23 protein-coding genes and 1 tRNA gene are annotated in these 24,593 nt (G+C 75.8%); 13 read left to right on the top strand and 11 right to left on the bottom strand.

Features of this window, described 5'->3' with window-relative positions; genetic code table 11:
• Positions 1-21 precede the first annotated feature (21 nt).
• The 6 genes from BMZ33_RS16740 to BMZ33_RS16715 all read right to left on the bottom strand — a co-directional run bounded on the left by BMZ33_RS16740 (position 22) and on the right by BMZ33_RS16715 (position 5,478).
• A complete protein-coding gene (locus BMZ33_RS16740) occupies positions 22-1,215 on the bottom strand; it encodes a pyridoxal phosphate-dependent aminotransferase (protein WP_091113164.1) in 1,194 nt (397 codons plus the stop codon).
• Entirely contained in the window at positions 1,215-2,642 is a 1,428-nt protein-coding gene (locus BMZ33_RS16735) for an RNB domain-containing ribonuclease (protein WP_169064464.1), read from the bottom strand. Before BMZ33_RS16735 ends, BMZ33_RS16740 begins: the two co-directional genes overlap by 1 nt.
• Positions 2,639-2,863 (bottom strand): RNA-binding S4 domain-containing protein, encoded by a 225-nt coding sequence (locus BMZ33_RS16730; protein ID WP_091113160.1) that lies wholly within the window; start codon positions 2,861-2,863, stop codon positions 2,639-2,641. The genes BMZ33_RS16735 and BMZ33_RS16730 overlap by 4 nt, the downstream gene beginning before the upstream one ends.
• Positions 2,864-2,865: 2 nt before the next feature.
• Complete coding sequence (locus BMZ33_RS16725; RefSeq protein WP_091113155.1) at positions 2,866-3,570, bottom strand: MOSC domain-containing protein; 705 nt, start codon at positions 3,568-3,570, stop codon at positions 2,866-2,868.
• Position 3,571: 1 nt separating this feature from the next.
• Positions 3,572-4,495, bottom strand: a complete 924-nt coding sequence (locus tag BMZ33_RS16720) for an aldose epimerase family protein (protein WP_091113152.1) — start codon at positions 4,493-4,495, stop codon at positions 3,572-3,574.
• A 395-nt stretch (positions 4,496-4,890) separates the two neighbouring features.
• Positions 4,891-5,478: a TetR/AcrR family transcriptional regulator gene (locus BMZ33_RS16715; RefSeq protein WP_091113148.1), complete on the bottom strand. Its 588-nt coding sequence runs from the start codon at positions 5,476-5,478 to the stop codon at positions 4,891-4,893.
• Positions 5,479-5,573: 95 nt separating this feature from the next.
• On the opposite strand from BMZ33_RS16715, the gene BMZ33_RS16710 reads away from it, so the two are divergent.
• The 3 genes from BMZ33_RS16710 (at position 5,574) to BMZ33_RS16700 (ending at position 7,783) form a co-directional block, all read left to right on the top strand.
• Positions 5,574-6,737 (top strand): acyl-CoA dehydrogenase family protein, encoded by a 1,164-nt coding sequence (locus tag BMZ33_RS16710; RefSeq protein WP_091113144.1) that lies wholly within the window; start codon positions 5,574-5,576, stop codon positions 6,735-6,737.
• 113 nt (positions 6,738-6,850) lie between these two features.
• Complete coding sequence (locus BMZ33_RS16705; protein ID WP_091113141.1) at positions 6,851-7,315, top strand: DUF1707 SHOCT-like domain-containing protein; 465 nt, start codon at positions 6,851-6,853, stop codon at positions 7,313-7,315.
• Between the two features lie 72 nt (positions 7,316-7,387).
• The gene (locus BMZ33_RS16700; protein WP_091113139.1) at positions 7,388-7,783 is read left to right on the top strand and encodes a nuclear transport factor 2 family protein; all 396 of its coding nucleotides are present in this window, start codon (positions 7,388-7,390) and stop codon (positions 7,781-7,783) included.
• Positions 7,784-8,031: 248 nt separating this feature from the next.
• Here the strand turns inward: BMZ33_RS16700 and BMZ33_RS16695 are convergent.
• A tRNA-Leu gene (locus BMZ33_RS16695) sits at positions 8,032-8,114 on the bottom strand.
• A 198-nt stretch (positions 8,115-8,312) separates the two neighbouring features.
• Between BMZ33_RS16695 and BMZ33_RS16690 the strand changes: the two genes are divergently transcribed.
• The 7 genes from BMZ33_RS16690 (at position 8,313) to pknB (ending at position 17,864) form a co-directional block, all read left to right on the top strand.
• Positions 8,313-9,149: an FHA domain-containing protein gene (locus BMZ33_RS16690; RefSeq protein WP_091113136.1), complete on the top strand. Its 837-nt coding sequence runs from the start codon at positions 8,313-8,315 to the stop codon at positions 9,147-9,149.
• A 46-nt stretch (positions 9,150-9,195) separates the two neighbouring features.
• On the top strand, positions 9,196-9,654 hold the full coding sequence (locus BMZ33_RS16685) for an FHA domain-containing protein FhaB/FipA (RefSeq protein WP_091113133.1): 459 nt from the start codon (positions 9,196-9,198) through the stop codon (positions 9,652-9,654).
• 43 nt (positions 9,655-9,697) lie between these two features.
• Complete coding sequence (locus tag BMZ33_RS16680) at positions 9,698-11,107, top strand: PP2C family protein-serine/threonine phosphatase (RefSeq protein WP_091113132.1); 1,410 nt, start codon at positions 9,698-9,700, stop codon at positions 11,105-11,107.
• Positions 11,104-12,519: an FtsW/RodA/SpoVE family cell cycle protein gene (locus BMZ33_RS16675; RefSeq protein WP_091113128.1), complete on the top strand. Its 1,416-nt coding sequence runs from the start codon at positions 11,104-11,106 to the stop codon at positions 12,517-12,519. Before BMZ33_RS16680 ends, BMZ33_RS16675 begins: the two co-directional genes overlap by 4 nt.
• Positions 12,516-13,964 (top strand): peptidoglycan D,D-transpeptidase FtsI family protein, encoded by a 1,449-nt coding sequence (locus BMZ33_RS16670; protein ID WP_091113125.1) that lies wholly within the window; start codon positions 12,516-12,518, stop codon positions 13,962-13,964. The genes BMZ33_RS16675 and BMZ33_RS16670 overlap by 4 nt, the downstream gene beginning before the upstream one ends.
• Positions 13,964-15,793, top strand: coding sequence for a serine/threonine-protein kinase (locus BMZ33_RS16665; RefSeq protein ID WP_091113123.1), 1,830 nt, complete (start codon positions 13,964-13,966; stop codon positions 15,791-15,793). Before BMZ33_RS16670 ends, BMZ33_RS16665 begins: the two co-directional genes overlap by 1 nt.
• A gap of 133 nt (positions 15,794-15,926) precedes the next feature.
• Positions 15,927-17,864, top strand: coding sequence for a Stk1 family PASTA domain-containing Ser/Thr kinase (gene pknB, locus BMZ33_RS16660; protein WP_091113119.1), 1,938 nt, complete (start codon positions 15,927-15,929; stop codon positions 17,862-17,864).
• Between the two features lie 67 nt (positions 17,865-17,931).
• Here the strand turns inward: pknB and BMZ33_RS16655 are convergent, their stop codons facing one another.
• Both BMZ33_RS16655 and BMZ33_RS16650 read right to left on the bottom strand, forming a co-directional pair.
• Positions 17,932-18,582, bottom strand: coding sequence for an aminodeoxychorismate/anthranilate synthase component II (locus BMZ33_RS16655; protein WP_169064462.1), 651 nt, complete (start codon positions 18,580-18,582; stop codon positions 17,932-17,934).
• A gap of 24 nt (positions 18,583-18,606) precedes the next feature.
• Positions 18,607-19,374, bottom strand: a complete 768-nt coding sequence (locus tag BMZ33_RS16650; protein ID WP_169064461.1) for a DUF881 domain-containing protein — start codon at positions 19,372-19,374, stop codon at positions 18,607-18,609.
• Between the two features lie 130 nt (positions 19,375-19,504).
• Here BMZ33_RS16650 and crgA point away from each other — a divergent pair, with 130 nt between their 5' ends.
• Together crgA and BMZ33_RS16640 are read left to right on the top strand one after the other, a co-directional pair.
• Positions 19,505-19,777 carry a cell division protein CrgA gene (gene crgA / locus BMZ33_RS16645; protein ID WP_091113111.1) on the top strand — a complete coding sequence of 91 codons (273 nt, stop codon included), beginning with the start codon at positions 19,505-19,507 and terminating at the stop codon, positions 19,775-19,777.
• Positions 19,778-20,265: 488 nt separating this feature from the next.
• Positions 20,266-20,673, top strand: coding sequence for a PH domain-containing protein (locus BMZ33_RS16640; RefSeq protein ID WP_169064460.1), 408 nt, complete (start codon positions 20,266-20,268; stop codon positions 20,671-20,673).
• Positions 20,674-20,676: 3 nt separating this feature from the next.
• On the opposite strand, the gene BMZ33_RS16635 is transcribed toward BMZ33_RS16640, so the two are convergent.
• Both BMZ33_RS16635 and BMZ33_RS16630 read right to left on the bottom strand, forming a co-directional pair.
• Positions 20,677-21,441 (bottom strand): rhomboid family intramembrane serine protease, encoded by a 765-nt coding sequence (locus tag BMZ33_RS16635; RefSeq protein ID WP_091113642.1) that lies wholly within the window; start codon positions 21,439-21,441, stop codon positions 20,677-20,679.
• 134 nt (positions 21,442-21,575) lie between these two features.
• Positions 21,576-22,109, bottom strand: coding sequence for a peptidylprolyl isomerase (locus tag BMZ33_RS16630; protein ID WP_091113639.1), 534 nt, complete (start codon positions 22,107-22,109; stop codon positions 21,576-21,578).
• 137 nt (positions 22,110-22,246) lie between these two features.
• On the opposite strand from BMZ33_RS16630, the gene BMZ33_RS16625 reads away from it, so the two are divergent.
• On the top strand, positions 22,247-24,541 hold the full coding sequence (locus BMZ33_RS16625; RefSeq protein WP_091113106.1) for a putative bifunctional diguanylate cyclase/phosphodiesterase: 2,295 nt from the start codon (positions 22,247-22,249) through the stop codon (positions 24,539-24,541).
• Positions 24,542-24,593: the final 52 nt, after the last annotated feature.

Below are 24,593 nucleotides of genomic sequence, written 5' to 3'. Positions count from 1 at the left end.
GGCGACCTCCCGGTACGGACCTCATGACGACATCCTCCCCAGCCGGGCAACCGCCTCGGTCAGCACCTCGTCGCGCTTGCAGAAGGCGAAGCGGACCAGCGAGCGGCCCAGGTCGGCGTGCTCGCGCGTGTAGAAGACCCCCGAGGGGACGGCGACCACCCCGGCCCGCGCGGGCAGCTCGCGGCAGAACGCCAGCCCGTCGCCGTCGGGACGCACGTCGCGGACGTCGACCGTGGCGAAGTAGGTCGCCTGCGGGCCGATAGTCGGCAGCCCCGCCTCCCGCAGGCCCGCCACCAGCACGTCCCGCCGCCGCTCGAGGTCGGCCGCGATGCCGGTGAAGAAGGCGTCGGGCAGCGCGAGCCCGGCGACGATCGCCGGCTGGAACGGCCCGCCGTTGACGTAGGTGAGGAACTGCTTGGCGGTGCGGACGGCGGCCACCAGCGGCGCCGGGCCGCAGATCCAGCCGATCTTCCAGCCGGTCGTGTTGAAGGTCTTGCCGCCGCTACCGACCACCAGCGTGCGCTCGCGCATGCCCGGCAGCGTGGCCGCCGAGACGTGCTCGGCGCCGCCGAAGACCAGGTGCTCGTAGACCTCGTCGGTGAGCACCAGCAGCCCGGCCTCGAGCGCCACCCCGGCCACCTCGGCGAGCTCGGCGCGGTCGAGGACGGTGCCGGTGGGGTTGTGCGGGGAGTTGAGCAGCAGCAGCCGGGCGCGCGGGGTGACCGCGGCGCGGAGGTCGGCGGGGTCGAACGTCCAGTGCCCGCCGTCGGTGCCCGGCGGCGGCGGGGTGAGCGGCACCGGGCGGACGACGCCGCCGGCCATGGCCACCGCGGCCGCGTAGCTGTCGTACATCGGCTCGAGCAGCACCACCTCGTCGCCGGGCTCGACGAGCGCCAGCAGCGCGGCGGTGAGCGCCTCGGTGGCACCGGCGGTGACGAGCACCTCGGTGTCGGGGTCGTAGGTCAGGCCGCGGAAGCGCTCGAGGTGCGCGGCGACGGCGGCCCGCAGCTCCGGCGTCCCGGGGCCGGGCGGGTACTGGTCGGCGGGGGTGCCGATGGCGGCCCGGGCGACGTCGAGGACCTCGGCCGGGCCGGGGGTGTCGGGGAAGCCCTGCCCGAGGTTGATCGACCCGGTGGACACCGCGAGCGCGCTCATCTCGGCGAACACCGTCGTCCCGAAGCCCTGCAGCCTGCCGGCCAGGTACGGCTCGCGCATCAGTCCCCCACCACCGTGAACCGCACCGACCGCCGGGCGACGTCGGCCTCGACCAGCCGCACCCGCACCCGGGAGCCGGGCTCCAGGCCGGTCCCGCCGCAGCGGGCGCGGATGGCCGGCTCGGCGATCACGACGGTGCCCCGATCGTCCTCCACGTCCACCACCACCGCGTCGAACTCCTCTCCGGTGCGGCCGGCCAGCAGCCAGGCCTCCGTGGCGTCGACGGCGGCCCGCTCCACGGCGCGGGTGCGCCGGTCGGAGGCGGCCATGGCCGCCGGCAGGTCCGGCAGCGCGGCGCGGACGGCGGGGTCGGGCTCGCGGCCGTCGGCCAGCGCCAGGCACACCTCGGTGGCGAACCGGTCGACCAGCCGGCGCAGCGGCGCGGTGACGTGGGCGTAGGGCGCGCCGACGCCGGCGTGCCCGGTCTGCTCGGGCGGGGTGCCGTCGAACGCGGTGTAGGCCGCGCCGCGGAGCAGGGTCGCCGCCTCCTCGCGGAAGGCCGCGTGCCGCGGGTCGGCGCCGTCGAGGCCGGCGAGCACCTCCCCGGCGCCGGCGCCGGCCGACCACTCGACGCCGAGCGCGGGGGCCAGCCGGCGCAGCCGGGCGACGTCCTCGGGCCGGGCCGGCGGCAGCGTGCGCAGCAGGCCCACCCCGGCCCCGAGCATCAGCCCCGCCGCGACCCGGCCGGTGAGCAGCGAGACCTGCGCGTTCCACCGCTCGACAGGCAGGTCGCTGCGGGCGACCAGCGTCCAGCCGCCGGCCTCGGTCCGCACCACCTGCTGCTCGGGGGTGCCCAGCTCGATCGCGCCGCGGGCGGCGGCGGCCCGCTCGAGCAGCCGGCCGAGCTCGGGCAGCAGCGCGATCGGCTCCGGCAGGGTGCCGGCGTCGGCGCGGGCCTGGACGTCGGGGTAGGCCAGCTGCGCACGGCTGCGGACGCGGGCGCGGCGCACGTCGACCGCGCGCACGCTGCCGTCGGCGTCGAGCCGGACGGTCCACAGCACCGCGGCCCGCTCCTGGCCGGCCAGCAGGCTGGCGGCGCCCTCGCTGAGCTCCGGCGGGTAGAGCGGCGTGCGCCGGTCGGGGCTGTAGAGGGTCTGGCCGCGGCGGCGGGCCTCGGTGTCGAGCGCGCCGCCCGGCCGGGCCACCGCACCGACGTCGGCGATCGCGTAGCGGACCAGCCAGCCGTCGCCGTCACGCTGCAGGTGCACGGCCTGGTCGAGGTCGCGGCTGCCGGGCGGGTCCACGGTCACCAGCTCGACGTCGGTGGCGTCTTCGTCGGGGAGCACCGGCGGGCGCGCGGCCTCGGCGAGCGCCTCGGGCGGGAAGTCCTCCGGGACGTCGAACTCGGCGCGGATGCCGGCGAAGTCGGGGCCCGGCGGCGCGTCGTCCGGCCACCGGGGCAGCACGGGGTTCCACGTGGAACTCACGCGACGCGCACGTCCTCGGCGCCCTCGATCGCGACGACGTCGCCGCGTCGGACCTGCCGGCCGCGGCGGTCCTCGGGCTCGCCGTTGACCCGCACCGCGCCGGTGACCAGCACGTCCTTCACCTGCGCGCCGGTGGGGACGGCGTCGACCAGCTTGAGCAGCTGGCCGAGGCGGATGGAGTCCTCACCGGGACGGAGCTCGACGGTGCGCACGGCGTCCATCCTCAGGCCGGCACGAGCTCGTCGCCCACCGCCACCGTGCCCGGCACCGGGACGAGCGCACCGACGGCCAGCACGCTGCCGCGCTCGCGGTGGATGGTCTTGAGGATCCCGGTGTCGCGGCCGATCCCGCCGGGCTGGGGCCGGGTGACCATCACGCAGCGGCTGACCGGCTTGAGCACGTCGAGCACGGCGCTGCCCAGCCGCACGGTGCTGCCCACCAGGCCGTCCTCGCCGGCCCCGTCGAGCAGCACGTTGGCGCGGAACCGCCGCCGGTCCCAGGTGCCGAGGGTGCCGGTGGAGACCAGCGAGACCCGGATGCGCGAGCTGTCGTGGAACGCGCCCGAGGCACCCTCGAAGGCGTCCCAGACGTCCTCGTCGTCGTCGGGGGCCTCGTAGTGCCGCGGCCCGCGGTCGGCCTCCGAGGCGCGCAGCGTCACCGGCCGGCCCAGCCAGTCGGAGAGGACGCCGTCGTCGGTGGTCACCGTGCCGTCGGGCAGCACCACCTCCACGCCGCCGTCGGCGCGCAGCCGGGCGGCGGCGAAGAGCAGGTCGGGCACCCGGCGGGCGGTCAGGCCGTAGCCGCTCGAGCGGTCGAACAGCGCCCACCGCCGGTCGCCGGTCAGCCCCTCCGGGCCGACGTCGACGCGGTCGAGCCGCTCGCCCTGCAGCGACTTGACCGGGTAGCGCCACAGCTCCTGCACCCGCACGTCAGGCTCCCGTCCAGGTGAGGGTCCACGTGCCCGACCAGGTCTCCCCCGGGTCGAGGACGACGAGGTCGACGCCGTCGGCCAGCGCGTTGGGCGGGCAGGTCATCGGCTCGACGGCGAGGCTGCGGCGGCGCTGACCCTCGGGCAGCGTCTCGCCGCTGTAGACCTGCAGCCACGGCCACGCGGCGTCGACGGCGAGCTCGAGGGTCCCCGCGCTGCCGCGGAGGAGGACGCGGGCCCAGCCGTCGCCGTCGCGGTCGAGGTCGGTGACGGCGTCGTCCAGGGCCCGGTCGCCGATCCGGCCGACCGCCCCGTCGAAGGGCCGGCGGGTGCCGGTGGGCAGGCCGCCGTCGAGGTCGAGCGCGGTGCGGGCGGGGACGGTCAGCTCGGCGTCGCCGATGCCGCCGTCGGCCGTGGCGCCCACCGACAGGTAGGGGTGCGTGCCGGCGCCGAAGGGCGCCGGGCGGTCGCCGGCGTTGCGGACCCGGACGGTGACCGTGAGCCCCGTCCCGGTCAGGTGCGTGTCGACGGCGGCCGCGAGGCGGAAGGGGTAGCCCGGCCGCGCCTCGACGACGGTGCCCACGGTGAGCGCGTCGGAGTGGCGGGCCAGCACCGACCACTGCTGCCAGGTGACCAGCCCGTGCGCGGCGGGCTTGCCCGGGCCGGCGGTGTCGAGCTGCAGCTGCTGCCCCTCCCAGCTCCACCGCCCGTCGCGCAGCCGGTTGGGCCAGGGCAGCAGCACGCCCCCGCGGCGCCCGACGGGCACCGTGCCGGGCGGGTAGCCGTCGAGGACGGCCCAGTCGCCGACGGTGAGCGCGCGCAGCCCGCCGCCGCGCAGGTCGACGGCGAGCCGGGCGTCCCCGCTGACCAGCTCGACCTCCGTCGGCTCGGTGGGCGGCCAGGCGGTCATCGGCGGGACGCTCATGCCCGGCAGCCCACCACACCGCGCGCCGCTCAGCACCCCGCCTCGGTCGGCCCAGCGGGTCCTCGCCGTGGCGCAGCACGGTGCGGACGAGGTGTGGCCGCCGCGGCGCGGCCGGTGTCCCGGTGCTGGTCGTGGCGTCAACACGCACCCCGCATCTGTGGACAGCGGACTGACCTGCGGATACGTCCTGCGGTGACGGTCCTCAGGCGGTAGGTTTCGTACAGGCCGCCCGCCGCAGGGCGTACCCGAGCACGGCGGTGCCGAGGTCGCGGTAGGCCGCCTCGACGCGGTGCGCGGGGGACACGGGCTCGGTCGTGGGCGGCGGCTGCCCGCGCATCGCGATCACACCCCCACATGTCCGGTCGCGCCCGATCGTTACGGGTGCGGCCGAGGTCTCAGCGGCTGATGCCGCGCAGCAGCAGCGCCGCCAGCTCCCGGTAGGCGGCGGCGTCGTCGAGGCCGGTGGCCCGCGCGGTGTCCCCACGGCCGATGCGCAGCATCAGCGTGGTCACCGTGTCGGCCACCAGCGCCGGGTGCACCTCGCGGAAGCGGCCCGCGGCCACGCCGTCGGCGATCAGCGCGCTCACCCGCTCCGCGGCCACGGCGGTGTTGTGCTCGTAGACCGCCCGCCCCGGCGGGAAGCCTTCCAGATCGCGGTGGAAGGCCCGCGACGCCGGGGTCAGCGCCCGCGCCACCGCCTCCAGGTAGGCGGTCACCCGCCGCGCCGGGTCGCCCTCCCCCGCGGTCCGCGCCTCCACGGCCGCGGTGGCCCGCCGGAAGAAGTGCCGCACCACCCGGACGGCGAGCTGCTCCTTGCTGTCGGCGAGCGCGTAGAGCGTCGTCTTCGAGCAGTGCAGCCGGACGGCGAGGTCCTCGAGGGTGAACCCGGCGAAGCCCTCGGCGAGGAACAGCTCCTCGAGCTGGTCGAGCAGCTGGGCCTGGCGGGCGGTCAGCCGCCGCTCCCCGGTGTCCGTCGTCGTCACCGCACCTCCCGGTCGCTCGGTACTCCCCTGGACGCTGAACAGTACTGCGGTACCGTCTCCGGTACTGCCGACCCGCCCGCGACGAGGGGGACCCCGTGGCCGTCGACCGAGAGCTGCCCACCCAGGAGGCGCACGACCTGATCGCGCTCACCCGCGACCTGGCCGACGCCGAGCTGGCGCCGCGGGCGGCGGAGTACGAGCGGGAGGAGCGCTTCCCGCGGGAGGTGTTCGCCAAGCTCGGCGAGGTCGGCCTGCTCGGCCTGCCCTTCGGCGAGGACGTCGGCGGCGGCGGCCAGCCCTACGCCGTCTACCTGCAGGTGGTGGAGGAGCTGGCGATGCGCTGGGCCAGCGTCGCGCTGGGCATCAGCGTGCACACGCTGGCCTGCGGGCCGGTCGACCGGTTCGGCACCACGGAGCAGCGCGAGCAGTGGCTGCCCGAGATGGTCGGCGGCCGGCTGCTGGGCGCCTACTGCCTCTCCGAGTCGCACGCCGGCTCCGACCCCGCCGCGATGCGCTCCCGCGCCGTCCGCGACGGCGCGGGCTGGGTGGCCTCCGGCGAGAAGGCGTGGGTGACCCACGGCGGGCACGCCGACTTCTACTCGACCTTCCTGCGCACCCCCGACGACGGCGACCGCGCGATCTCCTGCTTCCACCTCACGCCCGACCTCGCCGGGTTCGGCGCCGCCCCGCCCGAGCAGAAGATGGGCCTCACCGGCTCGACCACCGCGGCGATGCGCCTCGACGACGTCGCCGTCCCGGCGGGGCGGATGGTCGGCGAGCCCGGCCGCGGCCTGGCCATCGCGCTGTCCGCGCTGGACTCCGGGCGCCTGGGCGTCAGCGCCGTCGCCGTCGGCCTGGCGCAGTCCGCGCTCGACGTCGCCGTCGCATACGCCCTCGAGCGCGAGGCCTTCGGACGGCGGATCGTCGACCACCAGGGCGTGGCCTTCCTGCTCGCCGACATGGCCGCCGCCGTGGAGTCCGCCCGGGCCACCTACCTGGTCGCGGCCCGCCGCAAGGACGCCGGCCTCCCCTACTCGCGGCAGGCCAGCATCGCCAAGCTCGTGTCCACCGACGCGGCCATGAAGGTGACCACCGACGCCGTCCAGGTGCTCGGCGGCGCCGGCTACACCCGCGACCACCCCGCCGAGCGCTACATGCGCGAGGCGAAGGTCATGCAGATCTTCGAGGGCACCAACCAGATCCAGCGCATGGTCATCGGCAAGCACCTGGCGAAGGAGGCCACGCCCGCGAACGGGTGAGGCCGGCCGACGGCTGACCGTGCAGGACCCACGGCCGATCCGTGACGTCTGTCAATGGTCACCGGCCGGGGGGCGGGAAAGACTCGGGCACACCGCCTGACGAGGAGCCCGAGATGCCCGAGCCGCACCTGCTCGCCGCCGACGCCGACCGCGCCGCCGTCGTCATCCGCCTGGACGCCTCGCTGGCCGACGGCCGGCTGACCCTGGCCGAGTACGAGGACCGTGCGGCCCGGGCGCACGCCGCCCGGACCTACGGCGAGCTGGCCGGGCTCACCGCCGACCTGCCGCGCCCGGTCCCGCAGCCGGTCCGCACCCGGCCGGAGCGCTCCCCCGTCACCCGGGCCGTGTACGCCGGGGCGTGGCACGGCGCCTGGGACCGCGACCTGCGCACCGCGTGGACGGGGTGGGCGACCACCGCGGTGCTCGTCGTCGGCATCTGGCTGGTGTCGGTGCTGGCCACCGGCGACCTGCAGTACCCGTGGCCGGTCTGGGTGATCGGCCCGTGGGGCGTCGTCCTGCTCGCCCGCACGGTCGGCGAGCGCCGCTCCCGCGACGAGCGGGGGCAGCTGCCCGCCTGATCCGGGCGGGTGTCGTCCGCGGCAGCCGGGTAGTGGCTCCGGCGACAGCAACCGAGAGCCCCGGAGGACCCCGTGCACGACCTCACCGAACGCTTCACCGCCGCCCTCCACCACCTCGACGCCGAGAGCGACGCCCAGCCGATGGTCGACCTGACCTCGGAGGACGCCGAGCTGGTCAAGCTCAACCAGACCCACGAGGCGCGCGGCCGGGACGGCGCCAAGCGGTTCTGGGAGGACTACCGGCACGTCTTCGGCGAGCTGGAGACGACGTTCACCTCCAGCACCGTGGGCGAGAGGACCGCTGCGCTGGAGTGGGAGTCGCGCGGGACCCTCCGCAACGGCAAGCCGTTCAGCTACACCGGCGTCACCGTCATCGAGAGCGACGGCTCCGACAACGAGATGGTCACCGGCGTCCGCACGTACTACGACTCCGCGGCCTTCATCCAGGAGAGCGCCGACACCGCCTGAGCACTCGTCCCCCGCCGGCGAGGGCCTCGGCGGTGCAGGCGGCGAGGGAGGTGCAGACGGCGAGGGCGACGTCCCAGCCGCCGGGTGCGCCCCGCCTCGTCGGCGGGGGCCGGCCGGTCCCCGGGGGCGTCGTCCAGCGTCCCGAGCACCAGCCCGCCGCGCCACGGCCGTCCCACGAGGGACCCGCGGACCACCCGGGAACGCGAACGGCCCCCGGGTGTCCCCGGGGGCCGCGTCTCAGGTGTGGGTGGGCAAGGGGGGAGTTGAACCCCCACGTCCTCTCGGACACACGGACCTGAACCGTGCGCGTCTGCCATTCCGCCACTTGCCCTGGCGAGGGACGACACTAGCAGCCCGCCGGCGCGGCCCCGCGGAGGGGTGGAGCGGGCGTCGGCGGGGTCGCCCGACCGGGTGGGCGGGCGGGCCCGGCGCGGCTCGGGACGTCGGGCGTTGCTGGCCGGACGGGCACCCGTCACCCGGCTACGATCACCCGGAGGACCACCGACCGGGCGAGCGTGGAGGAGCGACTGTGGGCGTGCTGCAGCGCTTCGAGCGACGACTCGAGGGCATGGTCGGCTTCGCCTTCGCCCGCATCTTCAAGGGCAAGGTCCACCCGGCCGAGATCGCCAAGGCACTCCAGCGGGAGGCCGACGAGCAGCGCTCGGTGCTCGGCGAGGGCCGGGTGCTGGCGCCCAACGTCTACGACGTCCGGCTCGGCCGCACCGACTACGAGAACCTCGCCGAGTGGTCCGAGCAGCTGGCCGCCCAGCTCGCCGACATGGTCTCCGAGCACATCGACGACGAGGGCTGGCAGGTCTTCGGCGAGGTGCAGGTCCGCCTCGAGCGCGACGACGAGCTCCCCACCGGCGTGTTCGAGGTCAGCTCGCACGTGGCCGACCCGGCGCGGCCGGGCACCCGGGGCGACGCCCCGCCCTCGTCACCGCTCGCCCCGCCGCCCGCCCCGCCGATGACCGGCTCGGGCGCCGTCCCCCCGCTGCCGCCGCTGCGCGGCCGGATCCCCACCGACACCGGCCGGCAGCACCCGTCGGTCGTGGGGCGGGCGGGCAGCAAGCCGGGGGTGACGCACGTGCTCGTCGTCGACGGGCCGGGCACCCGCCACGAGCTGACCACCGGCCGCAACGTCATCGGCCGCGGCACCGAGGCCGACATCCGGCTGCCCGACACCGGCGTCAGCCGCAAGCACGTCGACGTCGTCCTCGACAGCGGCACCGCCTTCGCCGAGGACCTCGGCTCCACCAACGGCACGCTGGTCAACGGCCGCAAGATCACCCGGCAGGCGCTGGCCGACGGCGACGTGATCCGCATCGGCCACTCGGTCCTGGTCTACCGGCAGGACGGCACGTGAGCGAGTCCGCGCGCTCACGGATGAGCACCAGCAGCGGGGGTCGCCCGTGACCGCCGAGATCGTCCTGCAGGTCTTCCGCTTCGGGTTCCTGCTGCTGCTGTGGCTGTTCATCTTCGCTGCGTTCCGGGTGGTCCGCGCCGACCTGTTCGGCGGGCGCGCCGGGCGGGTGGCCTCGGTGCCGCCGCGCGCCGCCGCACCGGGCAAGAAGCGCGGGCGCGGCCCGCGCACCCTGGTGGTCACCGCCGGGCCGCTGTCCGGCACCAAGATCACCCTCGGCGAGCAGCCGATCCTCATCGGCCGGGCCGACGACTCCACGCTCGTCCTCACCGACGACTTCGCCAGCTCCCGGCACGCGCGGCTGACCAACCGTGGGGGACAGTGGTACGTCGAGGACCTCGGTTCCACCAACGGCACCTACCTCGACCAGCAGCGGGTGCAGGGCCCGCTGCTCGTGGCCCCGGGCCAGCCGATCCGCATCGGCCAGACCGCCCTGGAGCTGCGTTGACGACGACCACGGGGAGCGGCAGGGCAGACGTGAGCAGGGTCCGATGAGTCTCGCGCTGCGCTACGCCGCCCGCTCCGACCGTGGCCTCGTCCGCGGCAACAACCAGGACTCGGTCTACGCCGGGCCCCGGCTGCTCGCCGTGGCCGACGGCATGGGCGGGCACGCGGCCGGCGACGTCGCCAGCAAGGTCGTGATCGCGGCCCTGGAGCACCTCGACGAGGACGCCCCCAGCGGCGACATGCTGCAGGCCCTGCGCGAGGCGGTCTTCGACGGCAGCGAGCACCTGCGCGAGGTGATCCGCGAGTCCCCGCAGCTCGAGGGCATGGGCACCACGCTCACCGCCGTCCTCTTCGCCGGCGGCCGGCTGGCGCTGTGCCACGTCGGCGACTCCCGCGCCTACCTGCTGCGCGACGGCGTCTTCACCCAGATCACCCACGACGACACGTTCGTGCAGACGCTCATCGACGACGGCCGCATCACGCCCGAGGAGGCCAACCACCACCCGCAGCGCTCGCTGCTGCTGCGGGCGCTCAACGGCCAGGACGTCGACCCCGACCTGTCCATGCGCGAGGCCCGCGCCGGCGACCGCTACCTGCTGTGCTCCGACGGCCTGTCCGGGGTGGTCAGCGAGGAGACCCTCGCCGAGGCGCTCAAGGACCCCGACCCGCAGTCGACCGCCGACCGGCTCGTGGAGCTCGCGCTGCGCAGCGGCGGCCCGGACAACATCACCGTGATCGTCGCCGACGTCGTCGAGGACACCGGCACCGGCACGTCCATGGAGCCGGTCGTCGACGGCGCGGCCGGCGACAACCGCGGGCAGCGCGAGGTGGACCCCCGGTCGGCCGCCGGGAGGGCCGCGCTGGCCGACCCGCCGCCGGCTCCACCACCCCCGCCGACAGCACCCACGGCCGCCGCACCCTCCGACCGCCGCCGCCCTCGGCGGCGGCTGTTCCTCGTCGTGGGGACGGTGCTGGTCCTCGTGGCCGGCGGGATCGCCACCTGGCTGTGGGTGCTCACCCACTGGTTCGTCGGGGTCGAGGCCGCCGACGGCGGCGACCGCGTGGCCGTCTTCCGCGGCTTCTACACCGCTCCGCTGGGCCTGGAGCTCTACCGCGTCGACGACGTCACCGACATCGCGCTCGACGACCTGAGCTCCTACGACCAGAACAGCGTGCGCCGGGGCATCGAGGCCGACGGCGCCGACGACGCCCAGCGGATCGTCGACGAGCTGCGCACCATGGCGCTGCCCGCCTGTCCCTCGCCGGCCGCCGGCAGCTCGGCCGCGCCCACCTCCGAGCCCCTGCCGCTGCCCGAGGCCGCGCCCGGGACCGGCGCGGCGCCGAGCCCCGAGGCCACCCCCACGACCGCCCCCCCGACGACGACCGCCACGACGACCTCGTCCGCCCCGACGACGACGCCCGAGCCGGGAGTGGACTGCCGGGAGGCCGAGTGACCAGCGGCCCCTCCACCGACCCGCGCGCGAGCGCGCCGGGCACCGAGACCCCGACCCGGCGCAACACCGAGCTGGCGCTGCTCGGCTTCGCCGTGCTGATCACGCTCGCCGCCCAGAGCATCGTCGACCTCACCGTCACCGGGTCGCTGCGCGCGGAGCTGGCCGGCTTCGGCGCCTGGTTCGCCGCCATCTGGGCGGTGCTGCACCTCGTCGTCCGCACGCTCGCGCCCTACGCCGACCCGCTGCTGCTGCCCGCGGTGGCGCTGCTGTCCGGGCTCGGGCTGACCATGATCCACCGGCTCGACCTGGCCGACGAGCAGGTCGAGGGCGCCTCCGGCGGGGACGCCCCGGTGCAGCTGCTGTGGGCGACCGTGGGCGCGGGCCTGTTCATCGCCGTCCTGGTGGTCCTGCGCGACCACCGGCTGCTGGCCCGCTTCGCCTACACCCTCGCGCTGATCGGGCTGGTGCTGCTGGCCCTGCCGGCCGTGCTGCCCGCCTCGATCTCGGAGGTCTACGGCGCCAAGATCTGGATCCGCGTCGCCGGCTTCAGCATCCAGCCCGGCGAGTTCGCCAAGATCTGCCTGATCGTCTTCTTCGCGTCCTATCTGGTCGACAAGCGCGACGTGCTCGCGCTGGCCAGCCGCCGGGTGATGGGCCTGGAGATCCCCCGCGCCCGCGACCTCGGACCGGTGCTCGTGGCGTGGGCGCTGTCGATCCTCGTGCTGGTCTTCGAGCGCGACCTGGGCAGCTCGCTGCTGCTGTTCGGCATCTTCGTGGTGATGCTCTACGTCGCCACCGAGCGGTCCAGCTGGCTGCTCATCGGCCTGGGCCTGTTCGCCGCCGGCGCGTTCCTCGCCTACCAGCTCTTCGGGCACGTGCGGGTGCGCGTGGACACCTGGCTGGACCCCTTCGCCTACCGCGACGAGGGCGGCTACCAGCTGGTCCAGTCGCTGTTCGGCCTGGGCACCGGCGGCCTGTTCGGCGCCGGGCTGGGCGGCGGGCGCCCCGACCAGGTGCCGGTGGCCAAGAGCGACTTCATCGCCGCCGCGCTCGGCGAGGAGCTGGGCCTGTTCGGCCTGGTCGCGCTCATCGTCGTCTACCTGATCCTGGTCGAGCGCGGCCTGCGCACCTCGCTGATCGTGCGCGACGCGTTCGGCAAGCTGCTCGCGGGGGGGCTGGCGTTCGCCGTCGCCTGGCAGTTGTTCGTCGTCCTCGGCGGGGTCACCGGCCTGCTGCCGCTGACCGGCCTGACGACGCCGTTCGTCGCCTACGGCGGCTCCTCGCTGGTGGCCAACTTCGGGCTGGTCGCCATCCTGGTGCGGATCAGCGACGCCGCGCGCCGACCGGCCGCCCCGCCGGCGCCGCCCAAGCAGGCCATCGGCGAGGCGCCCACCGAGGTCGTGACGCCGTGAACGCACCCCTGCGCCGGGTGGCGATCAGCGTGCTCGTGCTGTTCACGCTGCTGATCGTCAACGTGAACTACATCCAGGTCGTGCGCTCCGACGAGCTGCGCGAGGACTCCGGCAACACCCGCGTGCTCACCGAGGAGTACTCGCGCGAGCGCGGCTCGATCGTCGTCGACGGCACCGAGGTGGCGCTGTCGACGCCCACCGACGACACCCTCGAGTACCTGCGCGAGTACCCGCAGGGCCCGGTGTACGCCCCGGTCACCGGCTACTACTCCCTGCTCTACGGCGCCTGGCAGGTCGAGGACGCGGAGAACGAGGTGCTCGCCGGCTCCGACGACCGGCTGGCGCTGCGCCGGCTGGCCGACCTGTTCACCGGCCGCGACCCGGCCGGGGGTGACGTCGTCCTGACGCTGGACCCCGCCGTCCAGGAGACCGCGATGACGCAGCTCGACGGCGCCACCGGCGCGGTCGTGGCGCTCGACCCGGCCACCGGCGCGGTGCTCGGCATGGCCAGCACACCCACCTACGACCCGGCCCGGCTGTCCAGCCACGACCCCGGCGCCATCCGCGACTACGCCGCCGAGCTCGACGCCATGGACACCGACCCGCGGCTGAACCGGGCCATCCAGGACAACTACCCGCCCGGCTCGGTCTTCAAGGTCATCGTCTCCGCGGCGGCCCTCGCGAGCGGCGAGTACACGCCCGACACCGTGGTCCCGGCGCCGGACACCCTCACCCTGCCGGGCACCTCGACGCAGCTGCGCAACTTCGGCAACTCCTCCTGCAGCAGCAGCCAGGAGCAGTCGCTCATCGACGCGCTGACCATCTCCTGCAACACCGCCTTCGCCCAGCTGGGCATCGACCTCGGCGAGGACGCGGTGCGGGAGATGGCCGAGGGCTTCGGGATGACCGGGGAGTCCCTGGACATCCCGGTGCAGACCGCCGGGAGCAGCGTCGGTGACATCGAGAGCGAGGCCGCCCTGGGCCAGAGCTCGATCGGCCAGCGCGACGTCCGGATGACCCCGCTGCAGGCGGCGATGGTCGCCGCGGCCGTGGGCAACGACGGGACCCTCATGACGCCCTACCTGGTCGACCAGGTGCGCGCGCCCGACCTGACGGTCATCGACCGGGCCGACCCGGAGGAGCTCTCCGAGCCGGTCACCCCCGAGGTCGCCGACCAGCTGCAGGAGATGATGGAGAGCGTCGTGGCCAACGGCAGCGGCCGCGCCGCACGGGTCTCCGGCGTCACGGTCGCCGGCAAGACGGGCACCGCGCAGGTGGCCGAGGACGTGCCCGACCACAACTGGTTCATCGGTTTCGCCCCGGCCGACGACCCGCAGATCGCCGTCGCGGTGTTCGTCGCGAACGGCGGGGGTACCGGCGGCGACACCTCCGCCCCGATCGCCCGCGAGGTGATCGAGGCCTACCTCGAAGGGCAGGGGGGCTGATGGCCCTGTCCACCGGCACGGTGCTGGCCGGCCGCTACGAGATCACCGAGCCGATCGCCACCGGCGGCATGGGTGAGGTCTGGCGCGCCCGCGACCGGGTCCTCGACCGCGTGGTGGCCGCCAAGGTGCTGCGCAGCGAGTTCACCGGCGACCCGAGCTTCGTGGCGCGGTTCCGCAACGAGGCCCGGCACACCGCGGCGCTGTCGCACCCGAACATCGCCTCGGTCTACGACTACGGCGAGACCGACGACGAGCGCGGCCACCAGCTGGCGTTCCTCGTCATGGAGCTCGTCGAGGGCAAGCCGCTGGTCACGATCCTGCACGAGGAGGGGCGGCTGCCGGTCGACTGGACGCTGCACGTCCTCGGCCAGGCCGCCGACGGGCTCTCGGCCGCGCACGCCGCCGGCGTCGTGCACCGCGACATCAAGCCGGGCAACCTGATCGTGCGGCCCGACGGCGTGGTCAAGCTGACCGACTTCGGCATCGCCCGCACCCGCGACGCCACGCCGCTCACCCGCACCGGCATGGTCGTGGGCACCGCGCAGTACCTCTCCCCCGAGCAGGCGCAGGGGATGGAGGTCACCGCGGCCTCGGACGTCTACTCCCTCGGCGTCGTCGGCTACGAGTGCCTCACCGGAGGACGGCCCTTCGACGGCACCTCCCAGGTCGCCGTCGCGCTGGCGCACATCAACCGGCCCCCGCCGCCGCTGCCCGCCGACGTCCCCGTGGGCGTGCGACAGCTGATCGAGCGCGCGCTGGCCAAGGACCCCGCCGACCGGTTCACCGACGGGGCCGACTTCGCCGCCGCCGTCCGGGCGGTGGCCGCCGGCGGCGCGCCGGTCTCCCCCGCCACCGGGCTGGCCGCGGCCGCCGCCACCGAGGTGATCCCCGAGGTCGCCGACGACGGCACCCGCGTGCTCGGCGCGGCCGCGGGAGGGGCCGCCGCGGGCGCCGCTGCCGGTGCCGCCGCGGCGGCCGCCGGGCCGCGCACCGGCGGGCGGCACGCGGCCGACGCGCGCACCATGCCGCCGCTGCAGGGCCCGCCGGTGGACGACGAGGACGACCGGCGCTGGGACGACGAGCCCGCCGCCCGGTCCTCCGGGAACCGCCGGGGGCTGTGGATCGCGGTCGGGCTGGTGCTCCTCGCCGGCCTGCTCACCGGCGCCTTCCTCCTCCTGGGCAGGGACGGGGACGACGCCGGCACCGCCGACCCGACCAGCACCAGCGCGCCGACGTCCGCGGCGACCACCCCGGCGGCCGCCCAGGTGGCGGTGCCGGCCGCCGCCGAGCTCATCGGCGAGGACGCCGACGACGTCGAGGCCGACCTGCTCGAGGCCGGGCTGGAGGTGTCCCGGGCCGAGGCCACGGGCGAGCAGCTGGCCGACCTGGGTGTCGACCTGGCCCCCAACGACGTCGCCGGGGTCGTGCCGGCGGGCACCACCGTGGACGCGGGCACCGTCGTCACCCTCACCGTCGCCTCCGACGGCTACACGGTCGAGGAGGAGGACTCCGGGGACGGCGGCGGGGACGCCGAGCCGACCGAGGACGGCGACCAGGGCGACGACGGCGACGGCGGGGGCGGCACCGCTCCGGCGCCGACGCCGACCACGACCACCACGGCGCCGCAGCCGTCCACCACGGCGCCGCAGCCGACCACCACGGCGCCGACCACGACCGCGGCGCCGTCGACCACCCAGGCCGGCACGTCGGCGCCGCCGCCCGCGGTGACCACCACCACGCCGCCCGCGGAGGGCAACGGGAACGCCAACCAGGCGCCCGCCGGGCAGCAGGGCCCCGGCGCCGGAGCGGACGAGGGCCGGCCCGAGTGACACGGCTCCCCCGCGGTGCCCGGGAACCGGGCGTCCCGGCGGTTACGCTGCCCGCCGGGACGGCGCCCGTCCCCGGCGCCATCCTGCGCCCGCGCCCGCCCGCGCGCTCCCGCACCGCCCGAGAGGATCCCCGATGACCACCCCCCAGGTGCTGGGTGAGCGGTACGAGATCGGCGGGGTGCTCGGCCGCGGTGGCATGGCGGAGGTGCACCTGGGCCGCGACCTCCGGCTGGGCCGCGAGGTCGCCGTCAAGGTGCTGCGCAGCGACCTCGCCCGCGACCCGTCCTTCCAGGTGCGGTTCCGCCGCGAGGCGCAGGCGGCGGCCTCGCTCAACCACCCGGCCATCGTCGCTGTGTACGACACCGGCGAGGACCGGACGACGAGCGGCGCGACGCCCTACATCGTCATGGAGTACGTCGAGGGCGAGACGCTGCGCGACGTGCTGCGCCGCGAGGGCGTGCTCCAGCCGGAGCGGGCGATGAGCCTGACCGCCGACATCTGCGCCGCGCTCGACTTCAGCCACCGCAACGGCATCGTGCACCGCGACGTGAAGCCCGGGAACGTGATGATCACGCCCGAGGGCACCGTCAAGGTGATGGACTTCGGCATCGCCCGGGCGGTCTCCGACTCCGCCGCCACGATGACCTCCACCGCCGCGGTCATCGGGACCGCGCAGTACCTCTCCCCCGAGCAGGCCCGCGGCGAGGCCGTGGACGCCCGCTCCGACGTCTACTCGGTCGGCTGCCTGCTCTTCGAGCTGGTCACCGGTGCGCCGCCGTTCACCGGCGACTCCCCCGTGTCGGTGGCCTACCAGCACGTCCGCGAGGACCCGAGGCTGCCGTCGTCGGTCAACCCGGCCGTGCCGCCGGAGCTCGACGCGATCGTGCTCAAGTCGCTGAGCAAGAACCCGGCCAACCGCTACCAGTCGGCCGCGGAGATGCGCAACGACCTGCTCCGGGCGCTGGCCGGGCAGCGGGTCGAGGCCACGCCGGTCATGGGCGACGCGGAGAAGACCACCATCCTCGGCGCCACCCCCGGCCTCCCCGGCGGCAGTGACGACTGGGACGACGACGAGGCCGCCCGCCGGCGCAAGCGCAACCGGGTGGTCGCCCTGGTCGTCGGCGCGCTCGTGCTCGTCGGCGCCGTCGTCGGCATCGCGCTGCTGGTCAACGCCGGCGAGGACCCGGCGGAGCAGCCGCAGGCCGCCGCCCGGGTGACCGTCCCGGCGGACCTCGTCGGGCAGCCCGAGGCGCAGGCCCGCGCGGCGCTCGAGGGTGCCGGGCTGACCGTCGCCGGCGAGGTGACCCAGCAGCAGGTCCAGGACGAGGCCCAGGTCGGCACGGTGCTCGCCACCGACCCGGCCAGCGGCGCACAGGTCGAGGAGGGCACCGAGGTCGCGTTGACGGTGGGCGTCGAGCCCGACACGGTCCGGGTCCCGCAGGTCGTCGACCTCGACGTGGACCGGGCGCGGACGGCGCTGGAGGACGCGGGGTTCACCGGCAGCGTGAACTCCGACGACACCGACTCCCTGGCGGAGGAGGGCACCGTCGTCGCCGTCGACCCCGAGGAGGGCAGCGCCGTCGCGCCCGACACGACGGTCACGCTGTCGGTCTCCGACGGCACCGACGTCGTCCCCGACGTCGCCGGCCAGACGCAGGACGCCGCCCGGCAGGCGCTGCAGTCGGCCGGCTTCACGAACGTGGGCGTCACCGAGGTCGAGTCCGACCAGCCGGCCGGCACCGTCCTCGGCACCGACCCGGCCGCCGGGCAGCAGGCCGCCGCCGGGGACGCGATCGCCGTGCAGGTGTCCGGCGGGCCGGGCGAGATCACGATCCCGCGGGCGATCGTCGGCGCCACCGAGCAGGCCGCCCGGCAGGCGCTGACCCAGGCCGGCTTCACCGGCACCGTCACCACGGTCGACACCCCCGCCGACGCCGGCCAGACGCCGGGCACGGTGGCGGGCAGCGACCCCGAGCCCGGGCAGGCCGTGGCGCCCGACGGCGAGATCACGCTCCTGGTCTACCGACAGGGTCCCCCCGCCGCCACGACCGGCCCCTCACCGACCGGCTGACACCGGCCGCGGACGCGCCGAGGGGCCTCTCCCGGACGGGAGGGGCCCCTCGGCACGTGCGGGGCCGCTAGCCGACGGCGGCCGACAGCCGGCGTGCGCCGGCGGCGGCGGCCTCGACGACGTCCGGGTCGGGCGCCAGGCCGCAGGAGGCCAGCCACGTGGCCAGCATCCGGTGGCCGCCCTCGGTGAGCACCGACTCCGGGTGGAACTGCACGCCCTCGATCGGCAGCTCCCGGTGCCGCAGCGCCATGACGATCCCCGACGGCGTCGTGCCGGTGACCTCGAGCTCGGCGGGCACGGTGCCGCGGTCGACGGCCAGCGAGTGGTAGCGGGTGGCGGTGAACGGCGAGGGCAGGCCGGCCAGCACCCCGGTGCCGTCGTGCAGCACCTGGCTGGTCTTGCCGTGCAGCAGCTCCGGTGCGCGCACCACCTGGGCGCCGAAGGCCTCGGCGACGGCCTGGTGGCCCAGGCACACGCCCAGCACCGGCGTCCCGGCCTCGGCGGCCGCGCGCACCATGGGCACGGTCACGCCGGCGCCGGCGGGCGTGCCGGGGCCGGGGGAGAGCAGCACCCCGGCCACGTCGAGGTCGGCGAGCTCGTCGACGCCCACGGCGTCGTTGCGCCGGACGACGCACTCCACGCCGAGTTGGCCGAGGTACTGGACCAGGTTGTAGACGAAGCTGTCGAAGTTGTCGACGACGAGGACCGGACGGCGCACACGACCTGTGTACACCGCACACGGTCAGCCGTCGGCGGCGGTGGCGTGCTCCATGGTCAGCGGGGTGTCGTAGCGAGGGAGCGCCGTGTCGGCCTGCTCGCGGACGGCGAAGCCCAGGCCGTAGCGGTCGACGGCCTGGAGGAACAGCTGCACCTGCGGTGAGGAGTACAGCTGCGCGCGGATGGCCGCGGGGTCGCCGATCGCGGTGACCACGAACGGCGGGGACCACGTGCGCCCGTGCAGCAGCAGCACGTTGCCCACGCAGCGGACGGCGCTGGTGGCCACCAGGCGCTGGCCCATGATCGCGACGCCGTCGGCGCCGGCCGCCCACACCGCGTTGACCACGGCCTGCACGTCGGACTGGTGGATGACCACGTCGTCGGGGCGGGCGCCGGCCGGCAGGCTGCCGTCGGGACGGCGCGGGGCGTCGTCCAGGGTGATCTCCACCCCCCGGCCGGTGAGCGCCACCAGCCCCGCCGAGAGCTCCTGGCCGTCCCCCTCGGCCAGCGCGGCGGCGACCGCCCCGTCCCGCGAGGCGGCCTGGTCGGTGAGCGCCTCGGTCTGCGCCTGCAGCTGCTCCAGCTGCTCCTCCTGGGCGGCGATGACCTCGCTGCGCTGGTCGATGAGGGTCGACAGCTCGGTGACGTCGCCGGCGCGCAGGTCGCTGCCCTGGGCGGTCTGGCCCGACGTGGCGAACAGCAGCCCGGCCGCGAGCGCCACCACGGGCACCAGGGCGCCCCAGGCCGCACGGTCCGCCGGACGGCCGGCCGGGCGGGGCACGAGAGGCGTCACGGGGGCTCCTGGGACACGGGAGGGGGGTCGGGCCGTCGGCGCGGCCGTCGCCGTCCCCCTGCAGCTTAGGCTGGCGGGGACACGTGCCGGTCGCGACGGACCGGTGCCCGGGGAGCAGGAGTCGAGAACCGTGCCCAAGTCCAAGGTGCGCAAGAAGTCGGTCTACACGCCGCCGGAGGGCGTGCTGCAGCCGCAGGCCGCGCGTGCCCGCGCCGTGCAGCCCAGCCCGCGCTGGTACGCGCCGCTGATGGTCACGCTCATGGTGCTCGGCCTGCTGTGGATCGTCGTCTACTACGTGGCCGGCGACCAGATCCCCTTCATGGTGTCGCTGGGCGCCTGGAACTTCGCCATCGGCTTCGGCGCGATGGTGCTCGGCCTCGTCATGTCCATGCGCTGGCGTTGACCGCGGCGCTCGCCGCCACGAGGCCCTCGTCCCCCTGGGGACGGGGGCCTCGTCGCGTTCCCGGGGGTCTACACCAGGCCCGGCGGGACGACGTCCCCGGGGGTGGCGGCCGCTGTGCACAGGGGTCGGTGGGTCCACAGGTCGACATGGCGCTCCGCCCCCAGGGTTGTCCACCAGGTGTGGAGAACGGGTGTTCGACTGCACGCCGCTGACCTGCGCGGATGTCGGCCGTGGGGCGCGTGTGGCGAGGAGGACGGCCGAGTAACTACAGGTCTGTGCTTTGTCCCCAGCTGTGTACCCAGCTGTGGATGTGTCGACAAGACAGCCTGCCCGATCCGGTCACCGAGCGCTACCGGAGGACTGCGCCAGAGCGGTCGACACGCGGGCCGAACTGGGCACTCCCCTGGTGAGCACCCCTCGTCCCCAGGTCCGGGGGCCTGTGGATGCAGCCCGCCGCGGGACACCCGCCCGTCCGGCAGGCTGGGGACGTGCAGTGGACGGCGCGGACGGCGGAGACGGTCACCCTGGCGCTCGGGGGTGTGCTGCTCGCGCTGGCCGCCCTGGGCCTCGACGCGGTCGGCCGGGTGCTGGTCGGCGGGGCGGCCGCGCTGCTCCTGGCGCTGGCCGCCCGGGACGTCGTCCTCCGCCCGCGGCTGTGGGCCGACGCCGCGGGCGTGGAGGTGCGCACGCTGGGCGGCCGCACCCGCCTGCCCTGGCCGGTGCTGCGGGTGCGGCTGCGCACGACGCGGCGGCTGGGGGTGCGCTCGCGGCTGCTGGAGCTCGACACGGCCGGCGGCCCGGACGACGACGGCACGCTGGTGCTGCTGGGCCGCCGCGACCTCGGCACCGACCCGGCCGCCGTCGCCCGGGCGCTGGAGGACCTGCGCCCGGGCTGACGGCTACAGGCCGAGGCCCGCCACGGGGGTCGGCACGGCGAGGGCCAGGACGAGCAGGACGGCGGCCAGCGCGACCAGGCCGGCCGCCTGCCCCCACCCGCGCCGCCGGGTGAGCACCAGCAGGCCGGTGGCCAGGACGCCGGCGACCAGCCCGCCGAGGTGTCCGAGCAGCGAGACGCCGGGCAGGAAGCTGATGACGACGTTGATGGCCAGCAGGGTGAGCAGCCCGCGCAGGTCCTGCCGCGCGGCCAGCATGAGCACGCCCAGGGCGCCCAGGAGGCCGTAGAGGGCCGCGGAGGCACCGGCCACGGCGCGTCCGGGCTCGCCGAACAGCTGGATGACCACCGCGCCGCCGAGGGCGGAGAGCAGGTAGACGGCGAGGTAGCGCGCCCACCCGAGGCGGCGCTCGAGCTCGGGGCCGAACACCAGCAGGCTGAGCACGTTCAGCAGCAGGTGGGTGATCCCGATGTGCAGGAACGCCGCGGTGAGCAGCCGCCAGTCCTCGCCGAGGACGACCTGGACCGGGATCTGGGAGAACTCCGCGAACACCGGCGAGCGCCAGTTGTCCAGCGGCGGGTTGCCCACCGAGACCGCCGAGACGGCCGTGACGACGAAGACGGCGACGTTGACCGCGACCAGGGCGGCGGTGACCGGGCCGAACCGGCGGCGGGCGGCGGTCCAGCGCGGGACCGGGCGGGCCGCGCGGACGCCGGCGTTGCCCGCGCGGACGTCGTCGGGGCACTGGAAGCCGACCGAGGCCGGGATCATGCACTCGGGGCAGATCGGCCGGTCGCAGCGCGTGCAGCGGATGCCGGTCGGCCGGTCCGGGTGGCGGTAGCAGGTGGCCGGCGGGGGCACCGGCGCCGGGACGTCGCCGGTGCCCCCGTCGGACGGCGAGGCGGTCAGCTGCGCTGCACCTCGACCGACTGCAGGACGACGTCCTCCACCGGCCGGTCACCGCGGGCGGTGGGCACCTTGCCGAGCCGGTCGACGACCTCGCGGCTGGCCTGGTCGGCGACCTCGCCGAAGATCGTGTGCTTGCCGGTCAGCCACGGGGTGGGGGCGACGGTGATGAAGAACTGCGAGCCGTTGGTGCCCGGGCCGGCGTTGGCCATCGCGAGCAGGTAGGGCCGGGTGAAGGCCAGCTCGGGGTGGATCTCGTCGCCGAACTGGTAGCCGGGGCCGCCGATGCCCTGCCCGAGCGGGTCGCCGCCCTGGATCATGAAGCCGTCGATGATCCGGTGGAAGACGGTGCCGTCGTAGAGGCGGTCGGTGGTCTTCTCGCGCGTGCGCGGGTGGGTCCACTCACGGCGTCCCTCGGCCAGGTCCGCGAAGTTGGCAACCGTCTTGGGCGCGTGGTCGGGGAACAGGTCGACGGTGATGTCGCCGTGGTTGGTGTGCAGCACGGCACGGCGTGCGGGGGTCGCTTCAGTCACGACGCCCACTCTCCCACCCTCCCGCCGGGCGGTCCCGGGGGACGAGGGAGCGGCCGCGACCGGCCGGTGCCCCCCGGAGGGGTGGTCTCGCGGCCGGCCGGCTCGAGGAGCCCCGCGGGGACGCCGATGCCGGTCCCGTGCACCACGACGAGACCACCCCCCCGACCCGGTCCCGGGTCCCCCTCGCGGCCCTCAGCCGTGCGCTGCAGGTGGTCGCCGCCGTCACCGGCGTCCCCTACCTGGTGTCGCTGGTGCCCGGCGTGCGCTCGTCCACGGGCATCTCGACCCTGCTCGACGGCTGGTGCCAGCACGTGTTCCTGGTCGCCGTCATCGGCGTCGTGTTCTGCCGGGCCGTCGCCTCCCCGACCGACCGCCGGGCCTGGACGGCCTTCGCGCTCGGGATGTGCGCCTTCGAGGGCGGCAACCTCGCCTACCTCCTGCACTACCAGCAGATGGCGGTCATCCCCTACCCGGCGTGGCAGGACCTCGGCTGGGTGCTGTTCTACCCGTTCGCCTACACCGCGCTGGTGTGGATGCTGCGCGACCGGCTGTCCCGGCTGACCGCCAGCACCTGGCTCGACGGGCTCGTCGTCGGGCTCACCGTCGCCGCCCTGGGTGCCGCGTTCGCGCTGGGTGCCGCCGTCCGCTCCGCCGACGGCGACGTCGCCGTGGTGCTGGTCAGCCTCGCCTACCCGGTGGCCGACCTGGCGCTGCTCACCCTGGTCGCCGGCGGCATCGCGGTCACCGGCCGCGGGGCGGGCGCGGCGTGGTGGTGGCTGTCGGGCGGCGTCGGCCTGTTCGCCGTCGTCGACACCGTCTACGCCTTCCAGCTCGCCGCGGGCACCTACGTCGACGGCGGCCCCGTGGACCTCGGCTGGGCGCTGGCGTTCGCCTGCTTCGGCGCCGCGGCCGGCCGCCGCCCCGCCGAGGAGCCCGCCCGGCGCCCCCACGGCGCGGTGACGCTGGTGCTGCCCGGGGCGTGCGCGCTCGGCGCGCTGGCGCTCCTGCTGCACGGCTACCTCGACACCGGCGAGCCGCTGGCCGGCTGGCTGGCCCTCGGCGCGGTCCTGGCCGCGCTGGCCCGCACCGCCCTCACCGTGCGCGACGTGAGCGCCCTGGCCGACAGCCGCCGCCAGGCCCGCACCGACGAGCTCACCGGCCTGGTCAACCGGCGCGGCGTCTACGAGGCGCTGGCACACCTGGACGACGAGCTGACCGCCGGCGCCGAGGTGGCCGTGCTGCTGGTCGACCTCGACCGGTTCAAGGAGATCAACGACGCGCTCGGGCACGCCGCCGGCGACGCCCTGCTGCGCCAGGTGGGCCCGCGGCTGGCCGCCGACCTGCGCGCGACCGACGTCCTGGCCCGGCTCGGCGGCGACGAGTTCGTCGTCGTCGCCCGGGACACCGACGCCGACGGCGCCCTCGCCCTCGCCGAGCGGCTGCGCGACCGACTGCGGGAGCCGTTCCCCGCCGGCGCCATGGACCTGACCGTGGACGCCAGCCTGGGCGTCGCGGTCGGACCCGCGCAGGCCGGCTCCGCCGAGGAGCTGCTGCAGATGGCCGACCTCGCGATGTACACAGCCAAGCGGCACCGGACCGGCGTCGCGCTCTACGACGAGGCGCGCGACGGCCAGGGCCGGCACCGCCTCGAGCTCGCCGAGCAGCTGCGCGCCGCCTTCGGCCGGGGTGAGCTGGTGCTGCACTACCAGCCCAAGCTGCACCTGGGCGGCGACGCGGTGGCGGGCGTGGAGGCGCTGGTGCGCTGGCAGCACCCGCAGCGCGGGCTGCTCTACCCCGACGCCTTCATCGACGTCGCCGAGTCCTCCGGGCTGATGGGCGAGCTGACCGTCGCCGTGCTGGACCTGGCGCTGGCGCAGACCCGGGCCTGGGCCGACGACGGCCACCCGCTGGAGGTCGCGGTCAACGTCAGCCCCTCGAACCTGGTCGACGAGCGGTTCCCCGACGAGGTCGCCGCCCGCCTGCGGGTGCACGGGCTGCCGGCGTCGGCGCTGGTCCTGGAGGTCACCGAGAGCCTGCTCATGGAGGACCGCGAGCGCGCGGTGGCCGTGCTGCGGCGGCTCCGGGACGCCGGGGTGGGCATCGCCATCGACGACTACGGCACCGGCTACTCCAGCCTCGCCTACCTCGCCGAGCTGCCGGTCACCGAGCTGAAGCTGGACCGGGCGTTCGTCGGCACCATGGTCGAGAGCCCCCGCAACCAGGCGATCGTGACCTCGACGCTGCAGCTGTCCCACGCGCTGGGGCTGCGGCTGGTCGCCGAGGGCGCGGAGGACCAGGCCACCGTGGACGCGCTGGCCGACCTCGGCTGCGACCAGGTCCAGGGCTACCACCTGAGCCGGCCGCTGCCGCCCGCCGACCTGATCGGCTGGCTGCGCGCCCGCGCGGGCCGCACCGCGCCGCTGCCGGCCTGACCCGCCCGGCACGGTCCGGGCCGGGCGGGTCGGACCGGCCGGGTCGAGGCCC

The sequence above is a fragment of the Geodermatophilus dictyosporus genome, assembly GCF_900115505.1.
GTDB classification, from domain to species: domain Bacteria; phylum Actinomycetota; class Actinomycetes; order Mycobacteriales; family Geodermatophilaceae; genus Geodermatophilus; species Geodermatophilus dictyosporus.
Note: the sequence above shows the minus strand (reverse complement) of the source record. Positions and strands in the feature narration are given on the sequence as shown.

Excerpts from the sequence above, each read along its gene's own strand:
- BMZ33_RS16740 (WP_091113164.1), bottom strand. The coding sequence starts at position 1,215 with ATGCGCGAGCCGTACCTGGCCGGCAGGCTGCAGGGCTTCGGGACGACG.
- BMZ33_RS16730 (WP_091113160.1), bottom strand. The coding sequence starts at position 2,863 with ATGGACGCCGTGCGCACCGTCGAGCTCCGTCCCGGTGAGGACTCCATC.
- BMZ33_RS16720 (WP_091113152.1), bottom strand. The coding sequence starts at position 4,495 with ATGAGCGTCCCGCCGATGACCGCCTGGCCGCCCACCGAGCCGACGGAG.
- BMZ33_RS16705 (WP_091113141.1), top strand. The coding sequence starts at position 6,851 with ATGCCCGAGCCGCACCTGCTCGCCGCCGACGCCGACCGCGCCGCCGTC.
- BMZ33_RS16680 (WP_091113132.1), top strand. The coding sequence starts at position 9,698 with ATGAGTCTCGCGCTGCGCTACGCCGCCCGCTCCGACCGTGGCCTCGTC.
- BMZ33_RS16665 (WP_091113123.1), top strand. The coding sequence starts at position 13,964 with ATGGCCCTGTCCACCGGCACGGTGCTGGCCGGCCGCTACGAGATCACC.
- pknB (WP_091113119.1), top strand. The coding sequence starts at position 15,927 with ATGACCACCCCCCAGGTGCTGGGTGAGCGGTACGAGATCGGCGGGGTG.
- BMZ33_RS16635 (WP_091113642.1), bottom strand. The coding sequence starts at position 21,441 with ATGATCCCGGCCTCGGTCGGCTTCCAGTGCCCCGACGACGTCCGCGCG.